The organism is Winslowiella arboricola, assembly GCF_025527015.1.
Lineage (GTDB): Bacteria > Pseudomonadota > Gammaproteobacteria > Enterobacterales > Enterobacteriaceae > Erwinia > Erwinia arboricola.
Genome location: NZ_JAODIM010000043.1, coordinates 448,837 through 469,457 on the forward strand (window position 1 = coordinate 448,837; position 20,621 = coordinate 469,457).

Annotated in this window: 20 protein-coding genes; 13 read left to right on the plus strand and 7 right to left on the minus strand. The window is 53.5% G+C overall.

Annotated elements, in window-relative coordinates:
• Window positions 1-16 precede the first annotated feature (16 nt).
• Window positions 17-511: an aminotransferase class III-fold pyridoxal phosphate-dependent enzyme gene (locus tag N5923_RS19545; RefSeq protein ID WP_267144706.1), complete on the minus strand. Its 495-nt coding sequence runs from the start codon at window positions 509-511 to the stop codon at window positions 17-19.
• Window positions 512-530: 19 nt separating this feature from the next.
• A complete protein-coding gene (locus N5923_RS19550; RefSeq protein ID WP_267144705.1) occupies window positions 531-1,598 on the minus strand; it encodes a phosphotransferase in 1,068 nt (355 codons plus the stop codon).
• A gap of 312 nt (window positions 1,599-1,910) precedes the next feature.
• Here N5923_RS19550 and N5923_RS19555 point away from each other — a divergent pair, with 312 nt between their 5' ends.
• Window positions 1,911-3,341 (plus strand): DNA cytosine methyltransferase, encoded by a 1,431-nt coding sequence (locus N5923_RS19555; protein WP_267144704.1) that lies wholly within the window; start codon window positions 1,911-1,913, stop codon window positions 3,339-3,341.
• Between the two features lie 36 nt (window positions 3,342-3,377).
• On the opposite strand, the gene N5923_RS19560 is transcribed toward N5923_RS19555, so the two are convergent.
• Together N5923_RS19560 and N5923_RS19565 are read right to left on the minus strand one after the other, a co-directional pair.
• On the minus strand, window positions 3,378-4,178 hold the full coding sequence (locus tag N5923_RS19560; protein ID WP_267144703.1) for a MetQ/NlpA family ABC transporter substrate-binding protein: 801 nt from the start codon (window positions 4,176-4,178) through the stop codon (window positions 3,378-3,380).
• Window positions 4,179-4,565: 387 nt separating this feature from the next.
• Window positions 4,566-5,486, minus strand: a complete 921-nt coding sequence (locus N5923_RS19565) for an AraC family transcriptional regulator (protein WP_267144702.1) — start codon at window positions 5,484-5,486, stop codon at window positions 4,566-4,568.
• 136 nt (window positions 5,487-5,622) lie between these two features.
• On the opposite strand from N5923_RS19565, the gene N5923_RS19570 reads away from it, so the two are divergent.
• From N5923_RS19570 to N5923_RS19580, 3 genes are read left to right on the plus strand one after another with little or no spacing between them, the layout of a single operon-like run.
• The gene (locus tag N5923_RS19570) at window positions 5,623-6,375 is read left to right on the plus strand and encodes an SDR family NAD(P)-dependent oxidoreductase (protein ID WP_267144701.1); all 753 of its coding nucleotides are present in this window, start codon (window positions 5,623-5,625) and stop codon (window positions 6,373-6,375) included.
• Window positions 6,376-6,390: 15 nt separating this feature from the next.
• Window positions 6,391-6,792: a VOC family protein gene (locus N5923_RS19575; RefSeq protein ID WP_267144700.1), complete on the plus strand. Its 402-nt coding sequence runs from the start codon at window positions 6,391-6,393 to the stop codon at window positions 6,790-6,792.
• Window positions 6,789-7,772, plus strand: a complete 984-nt coding sequence (locus tag N5923_RS19580) for a saccharopine dehydrogenase family protein (RefSeq protein WP_267144699.1) — start codon at window positions 6,789-6,791, stop codon at window positions 7,770-7,772. The genes N5923_RS19575 and N5923_RS19580 overlap by 4 nt, the downstream gene beginning before the upstream one ends.
• 8 nt (window positions 7,773-7,780) lie before the next feature.
• Here the strand turns inward: N5923_RS19580 and N5923_RS19585 are convergent, their stop codons facing one another.
• The gene (locus N5923_RS19585) at window positions 7,781-8,158 is read right to left on the minus strand and encodes a cupin domain-containing protein (protein ID WP_267144698.1); all 378 of its coding nucleotides are present in this window, start codon (window positions 8,156-8,158) and stop codon (window positions 7,781-7,783) included.
• Window positions 8,159-8,306: 148 nt separating this feature from the next.
• On the opposite strand from N5923_RS19585, the gene N5923_RS19590 reads away from it, so the two are divergent.
• Window positions 8,307-8,708 (plus strand): winged helix-turn-helix transcriptional regulator, encoded by a 402-nt coding sequence (locus tag N5923_RS19590; RefSeq protein WP_267144697.1) that lies wholly within the window; start codon window positions 8,307-8,309, stop codon window positions 8,706-8,708.
• A gap of 28 nt (window positions 8,709-8,736) precedes the next feature.
• On the opposite strand, the gene N5923_RS19595 is transcribed toward N5923_RS19590, so the two are convergent.
• Window positions 8,737-9,951, minus strand: coding sequence for an MFS transporter (locus tag N5923_RS19595; RefSeq protein WP_267144696.1), 1,215 nt, complete (start codon window positions 9,949-9,951; stop codon window positions 8,737-8,739).
• A gap of 96 nt (window positions 9,952-10,047) precedes the next feature.
• Here N5923_RS19595 and N5923_RS19600 point away from each other — a divergent pair, with 96 nt between their 5' ends.
• Both N5923_RS19600 and N5923_RS19605 read left to right on the plus strand, forming a co-directional pair.
• Window positions 10,048-11,022, plus strand: a complete 975-nt coding sequence (locus N5923_RS19600) for a LysR family transcriptional regulator (protein WP_267144695.1) — start codon at window positions 10,048-10,050, stop codon at window positions 11,020-11,022.
• An 85-nt stretch (window positions 11,023-11,107) separates the two neighbouring features.
• Window positions 11,108-11,266, plus strand: coding sequence for a hypothetical protein (locus N5923_RS19605; protein WP_267144694.1), 159 nt, complete (start codon window positions 11,108-11,110; stop codon window positions 11,264-11,266).
• A gap of 507 nt (window positions 11,267-11,773) precedes the next feature.
• Here N5923_RS19605 and N5923_RS19610 read toward each other — a convergent pair.
• Window positions 11,774-12,436, minus strand: a complete 663-nt coding sequence (locus N5923_RS19610) for a TetR/AcrR family transcriptional regulator (protein WP_267144693.1) — start codon at window positions 12,434-12,436, stop codon at window positions 11,774-11,776.
• Window positions 12,437-12,527: 91 nt separating this feature from the next.
• On the opposite strand from N5923_RS19610, the gene N5923_RS19615 reads away from it, so the two are divergent.
• The 6 genes from N5923_RS19615 to N5923_RS19640 all read left to right on the plus strand — a co-directional run bounded on the left by N5923_RS19615 (window position 12,528) and on the right by N5923_RS19640 (window position 20,612).
• The gene (locus N5923_RS19615) at window positions 12,528-14,009 is read left to right on the plus strand and encodes an NAD-dependent succinate-semialdehyde dehydrogenase (protein WP_267144692.1); all 1,482 of its coding nucleotides are present in this window, start codon (window positions 12,528-12,530) and stop codon (window positions 14,007-14,009) included.
• Window positions 14,010-14,157: 148 nt separating this feature from the next.
• A complete protein-coding gene (locus tag N5923_RS19620; protein WP_267144691.1) occupies window positions 14,158-15,705 on the plus strand; it encodes an ABC transporter substrate-binding protein in 1,548 nt (515 codons plus the stop codon).
• Between the two features lie 44 nt (window positions 15,706-15,749).
• Window positions 15,750-16,721, plus strand: coding sequence for an ABC transporter permease (locus N5923_RS19625; RefSeq protein ID WP_267144690.1), 972 nt, complete (start codon window positions 15,750-15,752; stop codon window positions 16,719-16,721).
• Window positions 16,718-17,560, plus strand: a complete 843-nt coding sequence (locus tag N5923_RS19630) for an ABC transporter permease (RefSeq protein WP_267144689.1) — start codon at window positions 16,718-16,720, stop codon at window positions 17,558-17,560. The genes N5923_RS19625 and N5923_RS19630 overlap by 4 nt, the downstream gene beginning before the upstream one ends.
• 2 nt (window positions 17,561-17,562) lie before the next feature.
• Window positions 17,563-19,233, plus strand: a complete 1,671-nt coding sequence (locus N5923_RS19635) for an ABC transporter ATP-binding protein (protein ID WP_267145124.1) — start codon at window positions 17,563-17,565, stop codon at window positions 19,231-19,233.
• Between the two features lie 32 nt (window positions 19,234-19,265).
• The gene (locus N5923_RS19640) at window positions 19,266-20,612 is read left to right on the plus strand and encodes an aspartate aminotransferase family protein (protein ID WP_267144688.1); all 1,347 of its coding nucleotides are present in this window, start codon (window positions 19,266-19,268) and stop codon (window positions 20,610-20,612) included.
• Window positions 20,613-20,621 lie beyond the last annotated feature (9 nt).

Consider the following 20,621-nt stretch of genomic DNA (forward strand, 5'->3'; position numbering starts at 1 on the left):
CCCTGGTAATTTGCGATTAACGGGATGTCAGCGTTTGCAAAGTATGACGCAATATCTCAAGAAAATGGTCGGCATCGGCGGGTTTAAACGGCAGCGGCGGACGCACTTTAATCACCTGGCCATGGCTGCCGCTGGCACCGACTAACACGCCGTTTTCCGCCAGCTGGTTGACCAGCCGCGCTGCCATACCGCTATCCGGCGTTTTTACTGCCGGATTACTGACAATCTCCAGCCCGGCATACAGACCCGCACCGCGCACATCGCCAATTAACGGATAGTCGGCGGCAATGCTGCGTAAGCCATCCATCAGGTAAGCGCCAGTGGTTAAGGCGTTCTGTTGCAGCTGTTCATCTTCAATCACCTGCAATACCGCCAGACCCACGGCGGCGGAGACCGGGTTACCGCCAAAGGTATTAAAGTAGCGGGTGCGGGCGCCAAATTCTGCCAGCAACGCTGGTCTGGCGATCAGGGCGGCGCGACGTTGCATCAGGGTTGCGGTATCCGCGTTCATCGTTAAATCTCCCGTTAAATTAACAACAAAGTGCCATCAGCTGGTCGCGACCTGCTGTCAGCGGCTGGGTGCGAAAATGATCCAGCAGCGCCCAGGCCATCGGATTGTGGCGCAAAATATAGTCCCGGTTTTCGGGAAACAACACTGAACGCCATTCGGTAATCAGCACCCTGATCGTCAGGCGCGCCAGAATCAGCTCATACAGCAGCATCAGTTCCTGTTGCTGTAACGGCATCCGCTGCTGGTAGCCGTTAACGATCTGCGCCACTGCCGTTAACGGGTTACGGACGTCGGGTTGCATATAATAGGAAGCTGCGGTGGCGATCTCATTAATCAGCGGCGCACAGACCATATCGCCAAAATCAAGAATGCCGCTCACTGTGGCAGGATGCTGGCGATCAAGCAGAATATTGCTGCCGCTAAGATCGTTGTGGATCACCTGTTTGCGCAGCGCATTCAGTTGCGGAAGCAGCTGGCTGGTGAAGTGCGAGATAAACTGCATTATCCAGTCACGGCGTGCGCCGGCGGGCAGATAGCCGGTCGCCGTCAGCAGCCTGCCGGTATGCATTAGATCCCAGAGAATGGTGCGCTGCTGCGCCGGATGGGAAAAATCACTGATCGCCAGGTCGAGCTGCGCCATAATATTGCCCAGGCTGGAGAGCAGCGACGCACTGTTATCTGCAGGTTCAGGCGTTCTGCCTGCCAGCAGGGTGATTAACACGCCATACACCGGGTTGCCAGCCTCGTCATAACAGACAAACTCACAATCGCCGCTCTGGGTGTGGATTAAGCGTGGCACCGGCAGTGATGGCGCACGCTGTGCAATATGGAGTAAGACCTGCTCCTGAAAATCGCGGGTAATGGCATCATCGCAGCGGTTATAAAATTTCATTACCCAGGCTGCATCTGACGAACTCTGCACACGAAAATTTTTATCCCGCTCGCCGCTCAGTAACGTTATTTTCCCGGTCAGGCCATACTGCTGATGCGCGATGCGTTCAGCCATGGCAACGGAAATTAGCGGCGGCGGTGAGGTCAGCATACCGCTGGTTAAAAAGGTGTCCATCTGAAGAGGCTGTGAAGTCATATCCGGTTCCTGCCAGGCTGAGTCATCGCGCAAACGCTGAAGTTAATCTACATGATATTTGATGCATCAAAATTGCTTTTTTATCGCCACAGGCGTGCGCGGATTAACTCAACCAACTGATTATTATCAACAATAACATTTGAATGCCTTTCAGCCATTGGTTATTCGTATGGCTATATGGGAGATGCATAATTCAGGCTTATCGCCAGAGCCGTGCATTATGATGCTGATTAGTCGCTATTTATGGTCTCATCAGGCTGACAGGTATATGATAAGTGACAAGCCATCACATACTTAACCCAGAGACTAAGAATGTCCGATCTGTCGCAAATCGCTGAACAGCTGGCGCTCCAGGCCAGTGTAGAAATGGAAGATAAAAAGCAAAAGGATCTGGCGCTGATTCAGCGTGTGCTGGAAATTTACGGACAGAAATATGTCGCTGAACTACTGCGCAAGGTGAGTCACACCGAGTGGACCCGCGAAGGTATCAACCGCTGGGTTAAGGGCAAATGCCAGCCAAAACGCCTCACCCATGCGGAAGAGACATTGCTGCATAAAATGCTGCCTGCGGCGCCGGAAAAATCTGGCAACTACCGCTTTCGCTTTATTGATCTGTTTGCCGGGATTGGCGGTATTCGTAAGGGCTTTGACGCGATTGGCGGCCAGTGCGTATTTACCAGCGAGTGGAATCCGGAAGCGGTAAGAACCTATAAAGCTAACTGGTACAATGAGCCCGGCCGGCATATTTTTAACCGCGATATCCGCGATGTCACCCTTAGCGCGTCGCCGGAGATCAGTGAAGAAAAAGCCTATCGCCATATCGACAGCACGATTCCCGATCACGATGTACTGCTGGCCGGTTTTCCCTGCCAGCCCTTCAGTGTAGCGGGCGTCAGTAAAAAGAACTCTCTTGGCAGAAAACATGGCTTTGAGTGTGATACGCAGGGCACGCTGTTCTTTGATGTGGCGCGCATTATTGCCGCCAAACAGCCAGCGGTATTTGTGCTGGAAAACGTGAAGAATTTAAAAAGCCATGACAAGGGCAACACCTTCCGCGTGATTATGCAGACCCTTGACGAACTGGGCTACGAAGTCGCGGATGCTGCCGGGACGGGCAAAGACGACCCAAAGGTGGTGGATGGTAAACATTTTCTGCCGCAGCATCGCGAGCGTATTGTGCTGGTGGGTTTCCGCCGCGATCTGGATATTCATCACGGCTTTACGCTGCGTGATATTGCGCAATTCTATCCCGCTTCGCGCCCGGCGATCGCCGATCTGCTGGATGTGCCGCCAGAAGCCAAATATATCCTTACGCCGAAACTGTGGGAATATCTGTATAACTACGCCAAAAAGCATCAGGCAAAAGGCAATGGCTTTGGCTTTGGTCTGGTGAATCCGCAGAATAAAAACGCGGTGGCACGTACTCTGTCCGCGCGCTATCACAAAGATGGTTCCGAGATTTTGATCGATCGCGGCTGGGATATGGCGCTGGGTGAACAGGATTTTGCAAACGCTGATAATCAGCAAAACCGCCCGCGCCGCCTGACGCCGCGTGAATGCGCCAGACTGATGGGCTTTGAGCAGCCGGGGGAGAAGCGTTTTAACATCCCGGTCTCGGATACGCAATCCTACAAACAGTTTGGTAACAGCGTGGTGGTGCCGGTATTTGCCGCCGTAGCCAGTTTGCTCCAGCCTTATATTGAGCAGGCCGTGGCGTTGAAAAAAGTGACGGAAGAAGTCTGACCGGTAAATGGCGGCTTAACGCCGCCATCAAACTGATTACCAGCCTTTAATTGCATCACCTTTATAAACTTCGATCGCTTTCTCTTCCACTTCCTTCGACTGGAAAGCCTGTTTTAACTTCTGTAGCTTTTCGCTGTCTTTATTATCTTCGCGCGATACCAGTGCATTAACATAGGGTGAGGCTGCGCCTTCCATAAATAATCCGTCACGGGAAGCCGATAATCCCGCCTGAGCGGAGAAGTTAGTATTGATAACGGAGAGAGTCACATCAGGATCATCAAGCGTACGGGTTAATTGTGGCGTATCCACTTCAACCAGTTTCAGATTTTTCGGATTGGCCGTGATATCCAGCGTGGTTGGCAAATAGCCGACGCCCTCTTTCAGCTTAATTAAGCCCTGCGCCTGTAACAGTAATAAACTGCGTCCCAGCGTGGTGGCTTCATTAGAGATGGTGACCGTTGCGCCATCTTTCAACTCACTGATATTTTTGATTTTGTGGGAATATGCAGCAATCGGGAAAATAAAGGTTTTGCTGATAATGGCAAATTTATAACCACGCTCTTTCGACTGGTCTTCAAGATAAGGCAGGCTCTGGAAGGCATTTGCGTCGACATCTTTATTCTGCAGCGCTTCATTTGGCAGGACATAATCGTTAAACGATATAACTTCCAGATCTAAGTTATACTTTTCTTTTGCCACTTTCTGCGCCACTTCCCAGATCGCCTGGTCCGGCCCGGTATTAATCGCCACCTTGACTTTATTCTCATTATCAGGGGAACAGGCGGATAACAACAGCGCAGAGGTGGCTATTAACAGCGAGGAAAACACTTTATTCACAACAGGATCCTTCAGATGGTTTGGAATGGCAGGCAGTTATTATAACCCTGCGACAGGGGACAGGTATGGGTAATATCGATAAAGCCGATTAAAAATCGGGCAAATAAGCTTAATTATTAAAAAAAATGCAGCTGGCATGAACTTTTCAGTTACTAAGCTGACTAACTGTTTAGTGATATCTCACTGTAACGATTTTTTTTCAACCTCCCTGAGGGAGGTTTTTTTTTGCCTGCTATTTAACCCCGTGCCGATAAAATGAACAATGCCGCTCTGATAGATTCTCTTTAACTCATCCTCTTTAATATCGGCAGGAAAACACGCTTTCAATAGCATTGCTTGATGGTGGCTTGAATCAGGGCCTGAACCACCGAAAGGGTGAGAGCTTGGTTACGGCACACTGATATCAGAGCGATGATCGGTGCTCATATTACGGATACTGGCGAGTATTTTTGTGGCGTCGCGGGTCGGCGGCAGACCAAAGGCGCGTGCATATTCGCGACTGAACTGCGTGGTGCTTTCATAGCCAACATCCAGCGCGGCCGAGGTGACATTTTTGCCGCTGATCAGCAACAGCATACGTGCCTGTAGCAAGCGGATACGCTTCTGAAATTGCAGCGGGCTTAGGGTGGTGACCGCCTTAAAGTGGCGATGGAAAGCGGAGACGCTCATCGCCGCTTTCTCTGCCAGCTCTTCCATACGTAACGGTTTCGCATAGTCGCGACGGATCATCTGAATCGCCAGACTGACCCGCGCCACGGCGCTGTCAGGCAGCGCAATATCGCGCAACATCTGACCATGCGGCCCCTGCAACACGCGGTAGAGGATTTCGCGCTCATAGACCGGCGCCAGCGCGGCGATATCGGACGGGCGTTCCATCAGCCGCAGCATGCGTACCCAGGCATCCATCAGTTCCGGCGTCACTTCAGCGACCGAAAAGGCGGCGGTTTCCGCAGCGCTCTGCGTATAGTCCGGCAGATCCGCCAGCAGGTCGGCCACCACCGCCGGATCCAGCGTCAGGGCAACGGCAAGGTAGGGCTCACCGGTGGTCGCCGGCCAGATCGTGCCTACCGCGGGTAGCGCCACCGACATCAGGAAATAGTTAGCCGGACAGTAGTGCAGCGTACTGTCGCCCACCGTCATCGATTTACTGCCCTGCAATATCAGATTCACCATCGGCGCATACACCGCCGCCAGCTCGTGTTCAGGGATCACGCCCTGAACCATCGCCACGCGTGGGATACCGGTTTCGGTTAGCCGGTTTTCGGCTTTTGCGGCTAAGCGCCTGAGTTCGTGCAATTGGTTATTCATGAGTTCTGTCTAATCCGCAGATAAGGCTTTGGCCAGCATACAGTAGAAATGGGCTGATTTCAGGCAGGAATAGGCAGGCTGTTGCCAGGCGTGCTGCCTATGATAGCTACACACCTTAATCAGCACGGAGTTAACTATGAGCGTAATCGTTATTACTGGCGGTAGCCGGGGCATAGGCGCCAGCGCCGCCCTCCAGATCGCCAGCCGCGGGACGGGCGTTATCCTGACGTACAACAGCCACCCGCAAGAAGCGGAAGCCATAGTCAGCAAGATTAAAGCGGCGGGCGGTAAAGCGGTGGCGCTGGCGCTGAATGTCAGTAATGTGGCTTCCTTCGCCGGGTTCGCCAGTGACGTCGCAGCGGCGCTGGAGACCCACTGGAACAGCGATCGCATCCACGGCCTGGTCAATAATGCCGGGTTCGGTAACTTCGCGGCGATTGAGGCACTGACCGAGGCCGAGTTCGATGGTCTGTTAAATGTCCACCTGAAAGGACCGTTCTTTCTCACCCAGGCACTGCTACCCTTAATCGCTGACGGCGGACAGATTATCAATATGACCAGCGCAACCACCCGCGTGGCCACCCCTGGCGCCGCGCCTTACGCCGCCTTTAAGGGCGGGCTGGAAGTGCTGACGCGCTATATGGCGAAAGAGTTTGGCCCGCGCAATATCCGCGCCAACTCGATTTCACCTGGCGCAATCCGTACCGATATGACCAACGGCGCATTCGACCAGAGCCCGGAATTTGTTGAACTACTGTCATCGCAAACCGCGCTTGGCCGTATCGGCGAGCCAGACGACGTCGGCCGGGTTATCGCCAGTCTGCTGTCCGACGACAATGGCTGGATCAACGCGCAGAACATTGAAGTTGGCGGCGGCTACATTATCTGATTACCGGAGAGTTTTATGCTGGACCATATTTTTCTGTCAGTGAGCGATATTGAACGCTCGATTACCTTTTACACTGCGGCGCTGGCGCCGCTCGGCATCCGCGACCGTCATGATTACGACGGCAAAGATGGCCCGCAGGGACATCCCGATCTGAAAGGATTTGGCGCGAAAGGTCGCGTTTTTTTCTGGCTGCGCAAAGGCGTAGTCGAAGGGCAGGCGGCGCATATCGGTTTTGTCGCTGCCAGCAGCAGTGAAGTTGATGCGGCATACGCCGCCGCGATGGCGAACGGCGCGACCGATAACGGTGCGCCTGGCGCCCGGCTGCACTACGATCCGCGCTACTACGCCGCTAATATCCTCGATCCGGACGGTTACAGTATTGAGTTTGTCTATAAATCATGGCAGCACGCGTCATGAGCCGCTTAATGATCTACGGTGCCAGCGGCTATACCGGCCGGATGGCCGCGGAAAGGGCGCAGGCGGCAGGGCTGGATACCATTCTTGCCGGACGCGATGTGCAAAAGCTGGCGGCGCTTTCTGCCGAACTGGGCGCTGAGTATCGCGCTTTTGCACTGGATAACCACCGTGATGTCGCTGAGGCGTTAAACGATGTTGCAGTGGTGCTGAACTTTGCCGGTCCTTTCGCCCATACCGCCGAGCCTTTGATGCTCGCCTGCATCGAAACTGGCGCGCACTATCTGGATATCACCGCCGAGATTAACGTCTACCGGCTGGCGCAATATTTAGGCGAGGAAGCCGCTGCGGCTAACGTGATGCTGTTACCAGGTGTCGGCTGGGATGTGGTGCCGACCGATTGCCTGGCGATGCAGCTGGCGCGCCTTGTTGAACAACCGCAGTCGTTGCGCATTGCGTTGCAGGTCTCAGGATCGATGTCGCGCGGTTCGGCAGTCAGCGCCGGGGAGATAATTGGCGCCGGACTGCTGAGTCGGGTAGATGGCGAACTGGTCGCCACGCCTGACGCACAGCCCGCCCGTTTCGATTTTGGCAATGGCGCGGTTGACTGTTATCCGCTCTCTTTTGGCGATCTGGTTACTGCCTGGCGCTCAACCGCAATTGCCAATATCGCGATGTTTGTCCATGTGACTGGCGATGCTTTTCCTGAGGGCGATTTGTCACTGTTGCCGGATGGTCCGAGCGCCGCAGAGCGTGATGCCCATCGCGCCTTTGCGGTGGCAGAGGTGAGTGGTGCAGATGGCAGTATCGCGCGTGCGGTGATTGAAACGGTAAACGGCTACTCCTTTACGCCGCTGGCAGCGGTAGAAGCGGCACGTCGGGTGCTGGCCGGTGAACATCGCCCCGGCTTTGAAACACCTGCGCGCCTGTTCGGTGACGGCTTTGCCGAAACCATCCCAGGCACGCGTGTTACTCTGCTGTAATAGCGGAATCAGGCACTCTGTCCAGACAGCCACGGGCCTTCACCGTGAACATGAATCACAGTTTCTTCTTCTGTCCATGCGTAGTGTGAGACGCCCGGCGGTATAAAGGCAATACTGCCGGGCTTTAGCGCGATGCCATTGGATTTATCGAGCTCAGGCCCGATACCCACAAACAGCGTGCCGGAAATCACCGTACTTCTGTCAACAAAGGGGGAGTGGTGAATATGCGCAGGCGTGTCGCTGCCGGCAGGGAGTTTCACTCTGGCTACAAATGGTCCTGCAGTAAATATTGTACCTTCAACATCAATATACTGAATTTCAGGCACACCAGGGAATGATTTCCATTCTGAGTTTTCAAATGTCTCAATAATAACTTCGTTATTCATATTAGCGTCCATTTTTTACTGTGGGAAATAAAGCGTTAAAGCAATTTAAAGGCTTTTTTATCGCGCCACAAGAACGCAAAAATATCTGCGTTACGCACATTAATGTACGTAACAATCCAGAAGGTAATCAGTTTTAATGAGGTGGGTAATGGCTAATGTCATGATTAGACAGTTAAAACCAATGTTCAGCGAAAATGATCATAATAATTGCCCGGCGGTGATGCAATTACTTGATCGGGTAGGGAATAAATGGACGATAATTGTCATGGGAATATTGACTGAAGGTCCGATGCGTTTTAATGCGATTCAACGTTCCATTGAAGGACTCTCGCATCGGGTATTAACATTAACGTTGCGCGGTCTTGAACGTGACGGTCTGGTTGAAAGACGGGCTTTTCCAACCATTCCGCCAAAAGTAGAATACGAGCTGACGCTACTGGGTATCTCACTCATAGGCCCCGTTGAGTACCTGATGGCGTGGGTACGTGATCACCGGCTGGCAATCGACGAAGCCAGAGATGTCTTTGATCGGCGCAATAATGCGGAATAAAACTTCCGCTGATATTACGCCGTCAGGCTTATTGACGGGCATGTTCAAAGAGTCGAATCATCAGACCGCCGGTTGCGGCCAGCGTTGCCAGCGCGACCACACCTGGCCAGCCAAAGCTTTCCAGTGCTTTACTGCCCAGTGCCGCACCAGAGGCCATACCGATAAAGACCACGGTAAACATAATCGCGTTCAGACGGCTGCGTGCTGCCGGATTAATCGCATAGATAATGGTCTGATGCGCAACCAGCGTCGCCTGCACGCCAAGGTCAAAACCGACCGCACTGAGCACAATCAGCGCCAGCTGCGCAGGTAAGGGCAGCAGCGGCAGGAAAAACATCAGCGCAAATGACAGCACCACAATCGCCGCGCCTGTGCGGGTAACATAGTTGGCACCGTGACGATCGGCCAGCATTCCCGCCAGCGGAGCCGCCAGCGCACCGGCCGCACCGGCCAGGCCGAAGGATCCGGCCACCGCGCTGCCCAGCTGGTAACGTTCGGCCAGCATCAGCGCCAGTGTTGACCAGAAAGCGCTAAAACCTACCGACAGCAACCCCTGCGCCAGCGCCGCATGACGCAATTCGGCATGGTCGCGCCATAATTTTCCTAACGAGCGCAGCAGCGCCGGATAACTTAACGCGGTCTGCACTTTAAACGCGGGCAGTACCCGCCAGATCGCCAGCGTAATCAGCAATACGCCCGCCGCCGCCAGCGCATACACTGCGCGCCAGCCAAAATACTCCGCCACGATGCCGCTAAATACCCGCGACAGCAGGATGCCGGCCAGTAACCCGGTCATCACCATACCGACCATTTTTCCGCGCTGACTGTCTGACGCCAGGGTGGCCGCTGCCGGAATAATATCCTGCGCGACGGTAGCCATCAGTCCAATCGCCAGACTGCTTAACAGCAGCAACGGAAAAGAGGCGGAGAACCCACATAACAGTAGCGTGACTGCCAGCAGCACGCCTTTAAGCAGAATAATTTTGCGCCGGTCATGACGATCACCCAGTGGCGCCAGCAGCAGAATGCCAAGCGCATAACCGATTTGCGTTAACGTCGGCACCATACCGGTATCACTGACGTTGCTGTGAAAGGCGCCGCCGATAATGCTCAGCATCGGCTGGCTGTAGTAAATGGAGGCCACGCTCAACCCGGCGCCAGCCGCCAGCAGGAAAACAATTTTGGTTGATAGCGACGATTCAGCGCGGGCAGCATCTTTATCTGCGGATAAAACCTGGCTCATGGTAAGTTCCGAAAGAAGTAACAGTGGCGCTATTTTTGCCGCTTAAGAGGACAAACTGTAGCCCTGTTACAGGTAAAACTGTTATACATGATACGTATGAATAAGAATCCAGCACTCACTATCGACCGTATATCACTGTTGCAGACTTTCGTGCGTATCGTCGAGAGCGGCAGTCTCTCGGCCGCCGCCAGCCAGATCGGTACCTCGCAGCCGACCATCAGCCGTCGTTTGCAAAGCCTGGAACAGCTGCTGGGCGTAAAGCTGATTCAGCGCACTACCCATACTATGAAGCTGACCGATGATGGCGAACGCTGCTATCGCCAGGCGTATAAGCTGATCGAACACTGGCAGTTTATGGAAGATGAAGTCAGTGCGGTGCGCGATGAACCGGTCGGCGTTTTGCGGGTGCGCGCGCCGCATGCATTTGGTCAGGATCAGCTGATTGCGCCGCTGGCCGACTATCTGCAACGCTATCCGCAGGTCAGTGTGGAGTGGACGCTGAATGACCATTCACCGGACTTTATCGCCGAAGGGGTTGATTGCGCGATCCATGTTGGCGCTGCAACCGATCCCGGGGTCGTAGCGGTGCTGCTGGCGGAAGTGCCGCGGATTGTGGTGGCGGCGCCGTCGCTGCTTGCGCGCTATGCCGCAGTCAACGAGGTTGCGGACCTGGCGCAATTTCCGTGGCTGGCGCTAAACAGCTTTTACCGCAATGAGGTCACGCTTAACCATATTAACAGCGATCAGGCTTACCGTTTTGCCATTGCGCCACGCTTAAGTACCGATAGTCTCTACGCGGTGCGTAAAGCGGCGCTGGAAGGCATGGGCGCGGCGATGGTTTCCGCCTGGGTGGTGCAGGATGATCTGCAGCAGGGGCATTTACAGCAGCTTTTGCCGCAATGGCAGGCCGCGCCGCTGCCGATTTATCTGCTGTATCCCTGGGCGAGTTACTATCCGGCGCGACTGCGCAAATTTCTTGAGCTGATGAAAGCGGTGATGCCCGGCCTGAGCGGGACGCAATTGCCTGAGAAGCGCAGTAAGCCATTCAAATCAATTTCGGGTTCGGCATAATTTATCCATTTCCCGTGGTGGCCTTACTCTTTGCGCCATCTTTAATTGCGTTATAATTGTCTGGTAATTAACCAGGAGGTTTTTAATGAAAACTCTTGTGCCTGAGAATTCTGAGCGTATAAGTGAGATGATTGCAGAGTCTCGCGAAGCGGGGCATAAACGGATCACCGGATTGACCCGTGAAGAACGTCGGGCTAATTTCCTGCGCGATACCTGGGGATTAGATGAGAATGGCTGGCATTGAAAGGAACTCAAGCCAGTGAAAAGACAGTATATTTCATGCGCCGACAGATCAAGCCTGTTTGATAAAAACAGTTCATATTTCGGCTTTAATGCGGCGAAAGCGTTTCTTTACGTCGATGAAATCCTTGATCTCATCGACTTGTAGAATGAGCAGGGTTATGTAGAGGTTTATGAGATCGAAAGGGAGCGTACCTGGGGTCGGGTAAAAGCCTCAGATACTGATGGTAATGGTAACTACATTGCCCTGTATGCAGATCTGTTCCATACCCGAGTTCTCAACGACAGTCAGTGCATTACCCGCGAACAAAAGAGACGGGCGCAAGATCCCTTACTGGTTCTTACATTCCAGCCAAATAATTTTTCCCCTGAAGCGCACCCAGTATTAGTCATTGAGTTTATGCTGAACCATGATCAATATATCGGACGTATAGGTGTAGCTAAAAAAGACAAAATTAATATGGCGCGCATTTGTAGCGGTGTCCTGAGTCGTATTAAACTTTCCCGTCAGTCATAGCCAGTCGGCCTTATCACCAGCATACTTCCTCATCCCACTCATCAGCGTGGACAGATCCTGTTGCAGCATCGCCATCATCTCTTCCACGCTCATCTCTTCGTTTAAGATATAGAGCTGGAAAACCCGGCTTAAATTATTCTGTAACAGACGCAGGGCGCTGTCCCGATTAAGATCCGCGCGCAGGCTGCCTTTGTCGCAGAGCTTATCAATGGCGGCACGAATATACTGGCCATTAACCTGCTGCATTTCCCGGTAACGGTTCTGATCTTCCGAGACGCGGAAAGACGCCGCCATAATCTCACGCCACACCTTCTTATGACGAAAGTCGTAGCCATGCATAAACATAATCCTGCCGAACTCAACAAACACCGCTACCGGATCGTCAGAGAGTTCCTCCAGTAACGCTTCCAGTTTGGGCACCGACAGGTAGCGATCTTCCTCAATAAGACCGAGCAGCAGATCCTGTTTCGACTTAAAGAAGCTGTAGATAGTGGGGATCGATAACTCTGCCTTAACCGCCACATCTTCCAGGCTGGTTGCCTCAAAACCATTGATTTCAAACAGGTCACCGGCTGCGAACAGGATACCCTGACGACGCGCAGCACGCTGACGTTCTCTTAGCCCGGGGGCTTTTGCGGGAGTATTTTCTTTATTCATGTAAAAGTTTATATCCAATAAAAGTTTTTCTTGCAAGCAAGTTGATTGATGATATGGTGAAATCCTGCACAATAAAACTGAAACCTTGACGATGACTAAGCCAAACCAGGTTGAGAATTGCCGTACCACCGAACATGCTGATTCACTGTTGCGCGCACCGCTGTATGTGGCCGGAGCGTGGTTAAGCGCGGGTTTGTCGCAGGGAGACGTACTGGATCCGGCCAGTGAAAAGCTGCTGGGCCACTACGCCATCGCCGACAAAGCGACGATATTGCAGGCAGTGGCGGTGGCAGAAGAGGGGTTTCAGATATGGCGTAAAACCGCTGCTACCGAGCGAGGTCGTATTCTGATCGAAGCCGCTGCATTAATCAGGGCACGCTGTGAAACCATGGCGCATACCCTGACGCGCGAGAATGGCAAACCGCTGGCGGAAGCGCGCGCCGAAGTGCTGCGTAGCGCCGATAATATTGAATGGTACGGACAGGAAGCCGGTCGCATCTATGGCCGCGTGCTGCCAGGCGCAGACGCCGCGACCGATCTGGTGGTACGTAAAGAGCCGATTGGCCCGGTCGCCGCCTTTACGCCATGGAATTTTCCGCTGTCGCAATCATCGCGCAAACTGGGCGCAGCACTGGCTGCCGGTTGTTCGGTGATTCTGAAAGGTGCGGAAGATACCCCGTTCTGCGGCACAGACCTGCTGCAGGCGTTTATTGATGCCGGTGTGCCAGCGCCAGTGTTACAACTGCTGTATGGCAATCCGGCGATGATTTCGGAAGTTCTTATTGCCCGGCCGCAAATTCGCAAAGTGTCATTTACCGGCTCGGTGCCCGTTGGCCGTCTGCTGGCCTCGGCCGCTGGTAATCATCTGAAGTACTCCACCATGGAACTGGGCGGCCATGCACCGGTGCTGGTATTTGCTGATGCGCCAGTAAATAAAGTTATCGCTTCTCTGGTTCCCGCGAAATATCGCAATTCAGGTCAGGTATGTGTTTCTCCCACCCGAATTCTGGTAGAAAAAAGCATTTTCACTGAATTTACCGCGGCATTTAAAACCGCAACAGAAAATATCAGCGTGGGGAATGGTTTGCATCAGGAGACGGATATGGGGCCATTAATTCACCAGCGTCATCTGCAGGCAATCACTGCACTGGTCGAAGATGCAGTGGAAAAAGGCGCAACCTTAGTCAGTGGCGGTAAAAGAATTGAACGAGACGGTTATTTCTTTGCGCCCACTATTCTGTGTAATGTTCCTTTATCTGCACGCATTATGAATGAAGAACCTTTTGGCCCGGTTGCGATTATTAATAGTTTTAATCAGGAAGAAGAAGCGATTGCGGAAGCTAATCGTCTACCTTATGGACTGGCAGCGTATTTATATACTACCTCTTATTCACGCACCCGCAGACTGACTGATGCTATTGAATCAGGAATGATTTCAGTGAATGGCCAGCCAATAGCCTTGCCGGACGCACCGTTTGGCGGGATAAAAGATTCCGGCTTTGGGCGTGAAGGGGGAATTGAAGGATTAGAAGAGTATCTGGTGACAAAATTTATTGCCGCACAGGTATGGTAACCTGATTGAATTAAACGCCATAAGAAATCACTTTCATTAAATGAGTAATATAGGTTTTTAATATTACTTAATTAAGTAAAACAGCAATACACTATTATTTGTTTCAGGAAGCCATTAAAAATCCAAAGCAACTAATAAGGGCCGCTTTATGAAAAGTGTTTTCTCGGCGTTATTTATTTCGGTTATGCTTGCCAGTGGTGTTAATGCTGCCCCTCAGTCCGGCGGAACGGCAAATCTGATTGTGCAACCTGAACCCACAGGATTAATGCTGGGGGTGACGACAAATAGCCCCAGCCAACTGGTTGGTGGCAATATTTATGAAGGTTTATTGCGCTATGACGGTAACTTGCAACCGCAACCTTCACTGGCGAAATCCTGGGAAATTTCAGCGGATGGATTAACTTATACCTTTCATTTGCAGGAGCATGTGTTATTCCACGATGGTCAGCCTATGACCTCGGAAGATGTGCTGTTTACGCTTAATGATTTTCTGATGAAAACCCAGCCGCGCCATCGCAGCACCATGGAACATGTCAGCAGCGTTACTGCTCCAGATGCTAACACTATCATAATCAAGCTAAAACATCCGTATGAGCCGTTTATCCGCAGTTTCAGCTTCAGTGCGATGCCCATTGTGCCTGAACATATTTATAAGGATACCGACTATACGACCAATCCGGCAAATGAAAAACCGATTGGCACCGGTCCGTTTAAATTCGCAGAGTGGCAACGCGGTAACTTTATTAAACTGGTAAAAAACCCTGACTACTATCTGAAAGGTCGGCCATATCTTGACGCGGTGTTATACCATATTATCCCGGATGGTGCTTCGCGCGCAGTTTCCTATGAAACCGGCACGGTAGATATTTTGCCCGGTGGGTCAGTGGAAAACTACGATATTCCACGCTTATCCGCCCTGGCTGACACCTGTACCACTGAAAAGGGCTGGGAATATACTTCTCCACTCTCTTTTCTGTGGCTCAATAATCGTGTCGCACCGATGAATAACGTTAAATTCCGCCAGGCAATTATGTATGCGCTGGATCGGGATTTTGCCAAAGATGCATTATGGAACGGTTATGGCAAAGTGGCGACCGGTCCGTTCTCCGCCAAATTACCGTTTTATGCGGATGTCGGCGCGAAATATGAGCATAACCCGGCAAAGGCCAAAGCACTGTTAAAAGAGATTGGTTATAACGGTAAAACATTACGTCTGCTGCCTCTGCCTTATGGCGAAACCTGGCAGCGCTGGGCAGAAGCGGTAAAACAGAATCTGGCGGAAGTCGGTATTCCGGTGACCATTGAATCGGCTGATGTGGCGGGCTGGAATCAGCGTGTCTCGTCATGGGATTATGATATTGCCTTTACTTATATGTTCCAGAATGGCGATCCGGCAATTGGCGTAGAGCGTAACTATATCTCTGCGCAAATCGCCAAAGGCAATCCATGGAATAATGTTGAAGGTTATTCTGACCCGGAAGTTGATCAGTTATTTAAACAGGCAGCGATGGCATTTCCCTCTTCAGAACGTCAGAAACTGTATACGCAGGTTCAGGCGAAATTACGTGACGATGTACCGGTTGCCTGGTTACTGGATCTGGGATTCCCGACCATTTACAACTGTAAATATCAGGACTTAATCACTACCGCTAACGGTCTCTCCGATTCACTGCGTGACACCTGGATTAAGCAATAACGCGGCTGACTGTTTTTTTATAATTATTAACGCCGGAGACACTCATGATCCGATTTATTGCTGTTCGGCTCCTGAAAGCAGTGATGATACTTATCTGTATTACCATCTTAAATTTTTTCCTGATCCATATGGCGCCGGGCGATCCGGCGATGGTAATGGCCGGTGAAGCCGGGGACAGCGATCAGCTGTTCCTCGATCAGCTGCGGGAACGCTTTGGGCTTAATCAGCCGCTGTATATGCAGCTGTTTATCTATCTGTCGTCGGTTATTCATCTGGATCTTGGCTTTTCGTATCGTCAGGGCCTGCCGGTGTTGCAGCTGATTCTCGATCGGCTGCCGGCCACTTTATTGCTGTCGTTTACCGCCTTTGTGATTTCCCTCGGACTGGGGATCCTTGGCGGCAGCGTGGCCTCGGCGCGTCAGGGGCGCTGGTCAGATTCGCTGATCTCGTTTGTCGCGCTGATTTTCTATGCCACGCCGCTGTTCTGGCTGGCGCTGATGGCGGTGCTGCTGTTTTCCGTCCAGCTGAACTGGTTGCCGGGTTTTGGCTACAGCACCGTTGGCAGTGATTTCACCGGTCTGGCGTATGCGACTGACGTGCTGAAGCATCTGATTTTACCGGCGGGCACCCTTGGCCTGTTCTTTATGGCGGTATATGCCCGTATGACGCGCGCATCGATGCTGGAGGTCAATCAGATGGACTTTGTTAAAACCGCCAAAGCCAAAGGACTGCGTCCGGGGCAGATTCAGCGCCGTCACATATTGCGTAATGCGATGCTACCGGTAGTCACGCTGGCCGGATTGCAGGCCGGCCAGCTGGTCGGCGGCGGGGTGCTGATTGAGACGGTATTCGCCTGGCCAGGTATTGGCCGCCTGATGTTTGATGCGCTGACCCAGCGTGACTACAACCTGCTGCTTGGCGTGTTTGTGGTTTCCGCGGCGATTGTGCTGTTTTTCAATCTGATCACCGACATCCTTTACCGGCTGGTTGATCCTCGAATCCGGGTGGCTTCATGAAAGATTTCTGGCAACGTTTTTCGCAAAACCGCGGCGCGGTGATTGGCCTGCTTATTCTGCTGCTGGTGATTGTGTTATCCATCGCCGCGCCGTTTCTGTATGAAAAGTCGCCGTGGGCGATGGTGCAGCGACCGTTTCTGCCGCCCTTTACCGTCGGACAGTACTTTCTCGGCACCGATCCGCTGGGGCGCGATCTGGCGGCCGGTCTGGCCTATGGCGCACGCGTTTCGCTGTTAATCGGGCTGATCTCCACCGTGGTTTCGCTGCTCATCGGTATTCCGGTTGGCGCGATGGCGGGTTACTTCGGCGGCTGGGTCGATGATGTGCTGATGCGCTTTACCGAGTTCTTCCAGAGTGTGCCGAGCTTTGCGCTGGCGATAGTGCTGGTAGCGATCTTCCAGCCATCCATTACCTCAATTGTGATTGCGATCGCCATTGTCTCGTGGCCGCCGGTAGCGCGCCTGCTGCGCGGCGAAGTGATGTCGTTGCGTTCACGTGAGTTTATCGAGGCGGCAATCCTCTCCGGGCAGACCAGTCGCACCATTATCTGGCGTCAGATCCTGCCTAATACGCTTTCACCGATTATTGTGCTGGCTTCAATGATGGTGGCGGCGGCGATTCTGATTGAAAGCGCGCTGTCGTTCCTTGGTCTTGGCGACCGCAACATTATGTCGTGGGGCTATATCATCGGCGCTGGCCGCACTGTTATCCGCCAGGCCTGGTGGATCAGCGTGTTTCCGGGCATCGCCATTCTGCTGACGGTATTAGCCCTGAATCTGGTCGGCGAAGGGCTGAACGACGCGCTGAATCCACGACTGACACGTAAAGGGCGGAAATAATGATGAGCATCCAACACGCTAATGAGCCGGTGATGCATCCCGGCGCACTCACCGATCGCGGCACGCCGGTTGTGCATATTGACCGCCTGAGTATCGCGTTACCCGAAGGCGCTGACCGCCTGTACGCCGTCGATCGCGTCAGCTTTAAAATCCATCCCGGTGAAATGCTATGCGTGGTCGGCGAAAGTGGCTCTGGCAAGTCGATGTCAGCCAATGCGCTAATGGGCCTGCTGCCGGATACGGTGCGGGTGGCGCAGGGGCGTATTCTGCTCGAGCAGGCCGACCTGCTGACGCTGCCAGCGGAGGCGATGTACGCGGTACGTGGCCGTCGGGTGGCGATGATTTTCCAGGAGCCGATGTCAGCGCTGAATCCGTTAATGAAAATCTCGGCGCAAATCGAAGAGGTATTCGAGGCTCACGGCCTGCTGACGGCGAAACAGCGCAAACAGAAAGCGCTTGAGCTGCTAACCGAAGTCGGGCTGCCGGATCCGCAACGCGCGGCGGTCTCTTATCCCTTCCAGTTATCCGGCGGCCAGCGTCAGCGGGTGGTGATTGCAATGGCGCTGGCGCTGGAACCGCAGGTATTAGTCGCCGATGAGCCGACTACCGCGCTGGACGTCACTACCCAGGCGCAGATCCTGCACTTAATCCGTGATCTGCAGCTAAAGCGCAATATGGCGGTGATGTTTATCACCCATGACTTTGGCGTGGTGGCGGAAATTGCCGATTTTGTCACCGTAATGCAGCTGGGGCGCATCGTCGAGCAGGGTACCGCCGATGAGGTGCTGTTGTCGCCCGGCCATCCCTATACCAAAAAGCTGATTGCCGCGATCCCGCGTCCGGCCAGCGGCGTTACGCAGAGCGTCGAGCGCGAAACCATCCTCAGGGTCGAACAGCTGAATAAAACTTATCACATCAAAGACGGCATATTTGCCAAAGCGAAGTCGGTCCATGCGGTCAGGGATGTCAGCTTTACGCTGGGGCGCGGCGAAACGCTGGGCATTGTCGGCGAAAGCGGTTCCGGCAAATCCTCGGTAGGGCGTTGTCTGGTGCGGCTACAGGATCCGGACAGCGGCCGGGTGTTGCTGAACGACAACGATATGGCGCACCTGAAAGGCGACACGCTGCGCGCAGTGCGACGCCGTATTCAGATGATCTTCCAGGATCCCTTTTCGTCACTGAATCCGCGCGAAAAAGTGGGCCGTATTATCGCCTCGGGGCCGATAGCTTACGGTGAAGACCCGAAGCTGGCGATGAAGCGCGCCGCCGAACTGATGGAGATGGTAGGACTTGATGCACGTGGCGCAAACCGTTTTCCGCATGAATTTTCCGGTGGTCAGCGGCAGCGTATCGGTATAGCCCGCGCGCTGGCGCTGGATCCGGAAATTATTATTGCCGACGAAGCGGTCTCCGCGCTGGATGTTTCCATTCAGGCGCAGGTACTGGAGCTGCTGGCGCGGCTGAAAGCCGAACTGAATCTTTCGCTGGTGTTTATTACCCACGACCTGCGGGTAGCGGCACAAATCTGTGACCGGGTGATGGTGATGCAGCAGGGACAGGTGGTTGAGCTGGGCAGCGGCAGCAATATCTTTAATGCGCCGACCCATCCCTATACGCAAAAACTGATTGCGGCGATCCCCGGACGCGCCAAAGAAGCGCTGATGGCCAGCTGACTGGCACAATTCTCAACCCGGAGTAGTAATTAATGACATTTTCCGCAGATTCGATTGAAGGTCGCGATATCGCTTTTCAGATGCACCAGAATACGGATTTACGCCAGTACGAACAGACCGGCGGTCTGGTTATCGAGAGCGGTGACGGTATCTATGTCACCGATAATCAGGGTAAACGTTATATCGAAGCGATGGCGGGCCTGTGGTCAGTAGCGCTGGGCTTTAGCGAGCCACGCCTGGTGGCAGCGGCGGCAAAGCAGATGGCCTTACTGCCGTATTATCATACTTTTAATGACAAAACCCACGGTCCGTCGGTCGATCTGGCTGAACTGCTGATCAGCCTGGCGCCGGTGCCAATGTCTAAAGTGCATTTCACCTCTTCCGGCTCGGAAGCCAATGACCTTGCCTGCAAGATGGTCTGGTATCGTTCGAATGCGCTGGGTAAACCGGCAAAAAAGAAAATCATCGGACGTATCAAGGGCTACCACGGCGTCACCATTGCCGCCGCTTCGATTACCGGCATCGCTCGCAACCATCAGAGTTTCGATTTACCGCTGGATCGCATGATCCACACCTCCTGCCCGTCATATGTGCATTTTGCTGAGCCGGGGGAGAGTGAGGCCAGCTTTACCGTACGCATGCTGAACGACCTGGAGAACCTGATCCTCGAAGAGGGCGCCGACACCATTGCCGCCTTCTGGGGCGAACCGGTAATGGGCGCGGGCGGGGTGCTGATGCCGCCTGTGGGTTACTGGCAGGGCGTGCAGGCGATTCTGCGTAAATACGACATCCTGTTTGTCGCCGATGAGGTGATTACCGGTTTTGGCCGCACCGGCAAACTGTTCGCCTGTGAAACCTGGGGCATCGAACCGGATATGATGGTGCTCTCCAAGCAGATCTCCTCCTCCTATATGCCGCTGTCAGCGGTGCTGCTGAATGACGCCGTCTATCAGCCGATTGCTGATGAATCCGTGCGACAGGGTACCTTTGGCCATGGCTTTACTGCTTCCGGTCATCCGGTGGCCACCGCTGTCGGGCTGGAAAATATCAATATTATTCTCGAACGCGATCTGGTGGGCCATGCGGCGCGTATGGAGCGCCATTTCCTCGCCGGACTCAGCGCCCTTGCCGAACATCCACTGGCGCATTCGTCACGTGGCGTCGGTTTGATTGGCGCGCTGGAACTCAACCCCTGGTCCGGCGGAGCCGGTATGGCCGCCGCCGCGCTGAAAACAGCCTGCCAGGCAGAAGGGGTGATGGTACGCAATATCGGCGAGGCGATCTGTTTTTGCCCGCCATTGATTATCACTGAACAACAGATTAGCGAGATGTTCGACGGCGTTGGCCGCGCGCTTAATCGTCTTGCTGAATCACACTAACAGGAGCAG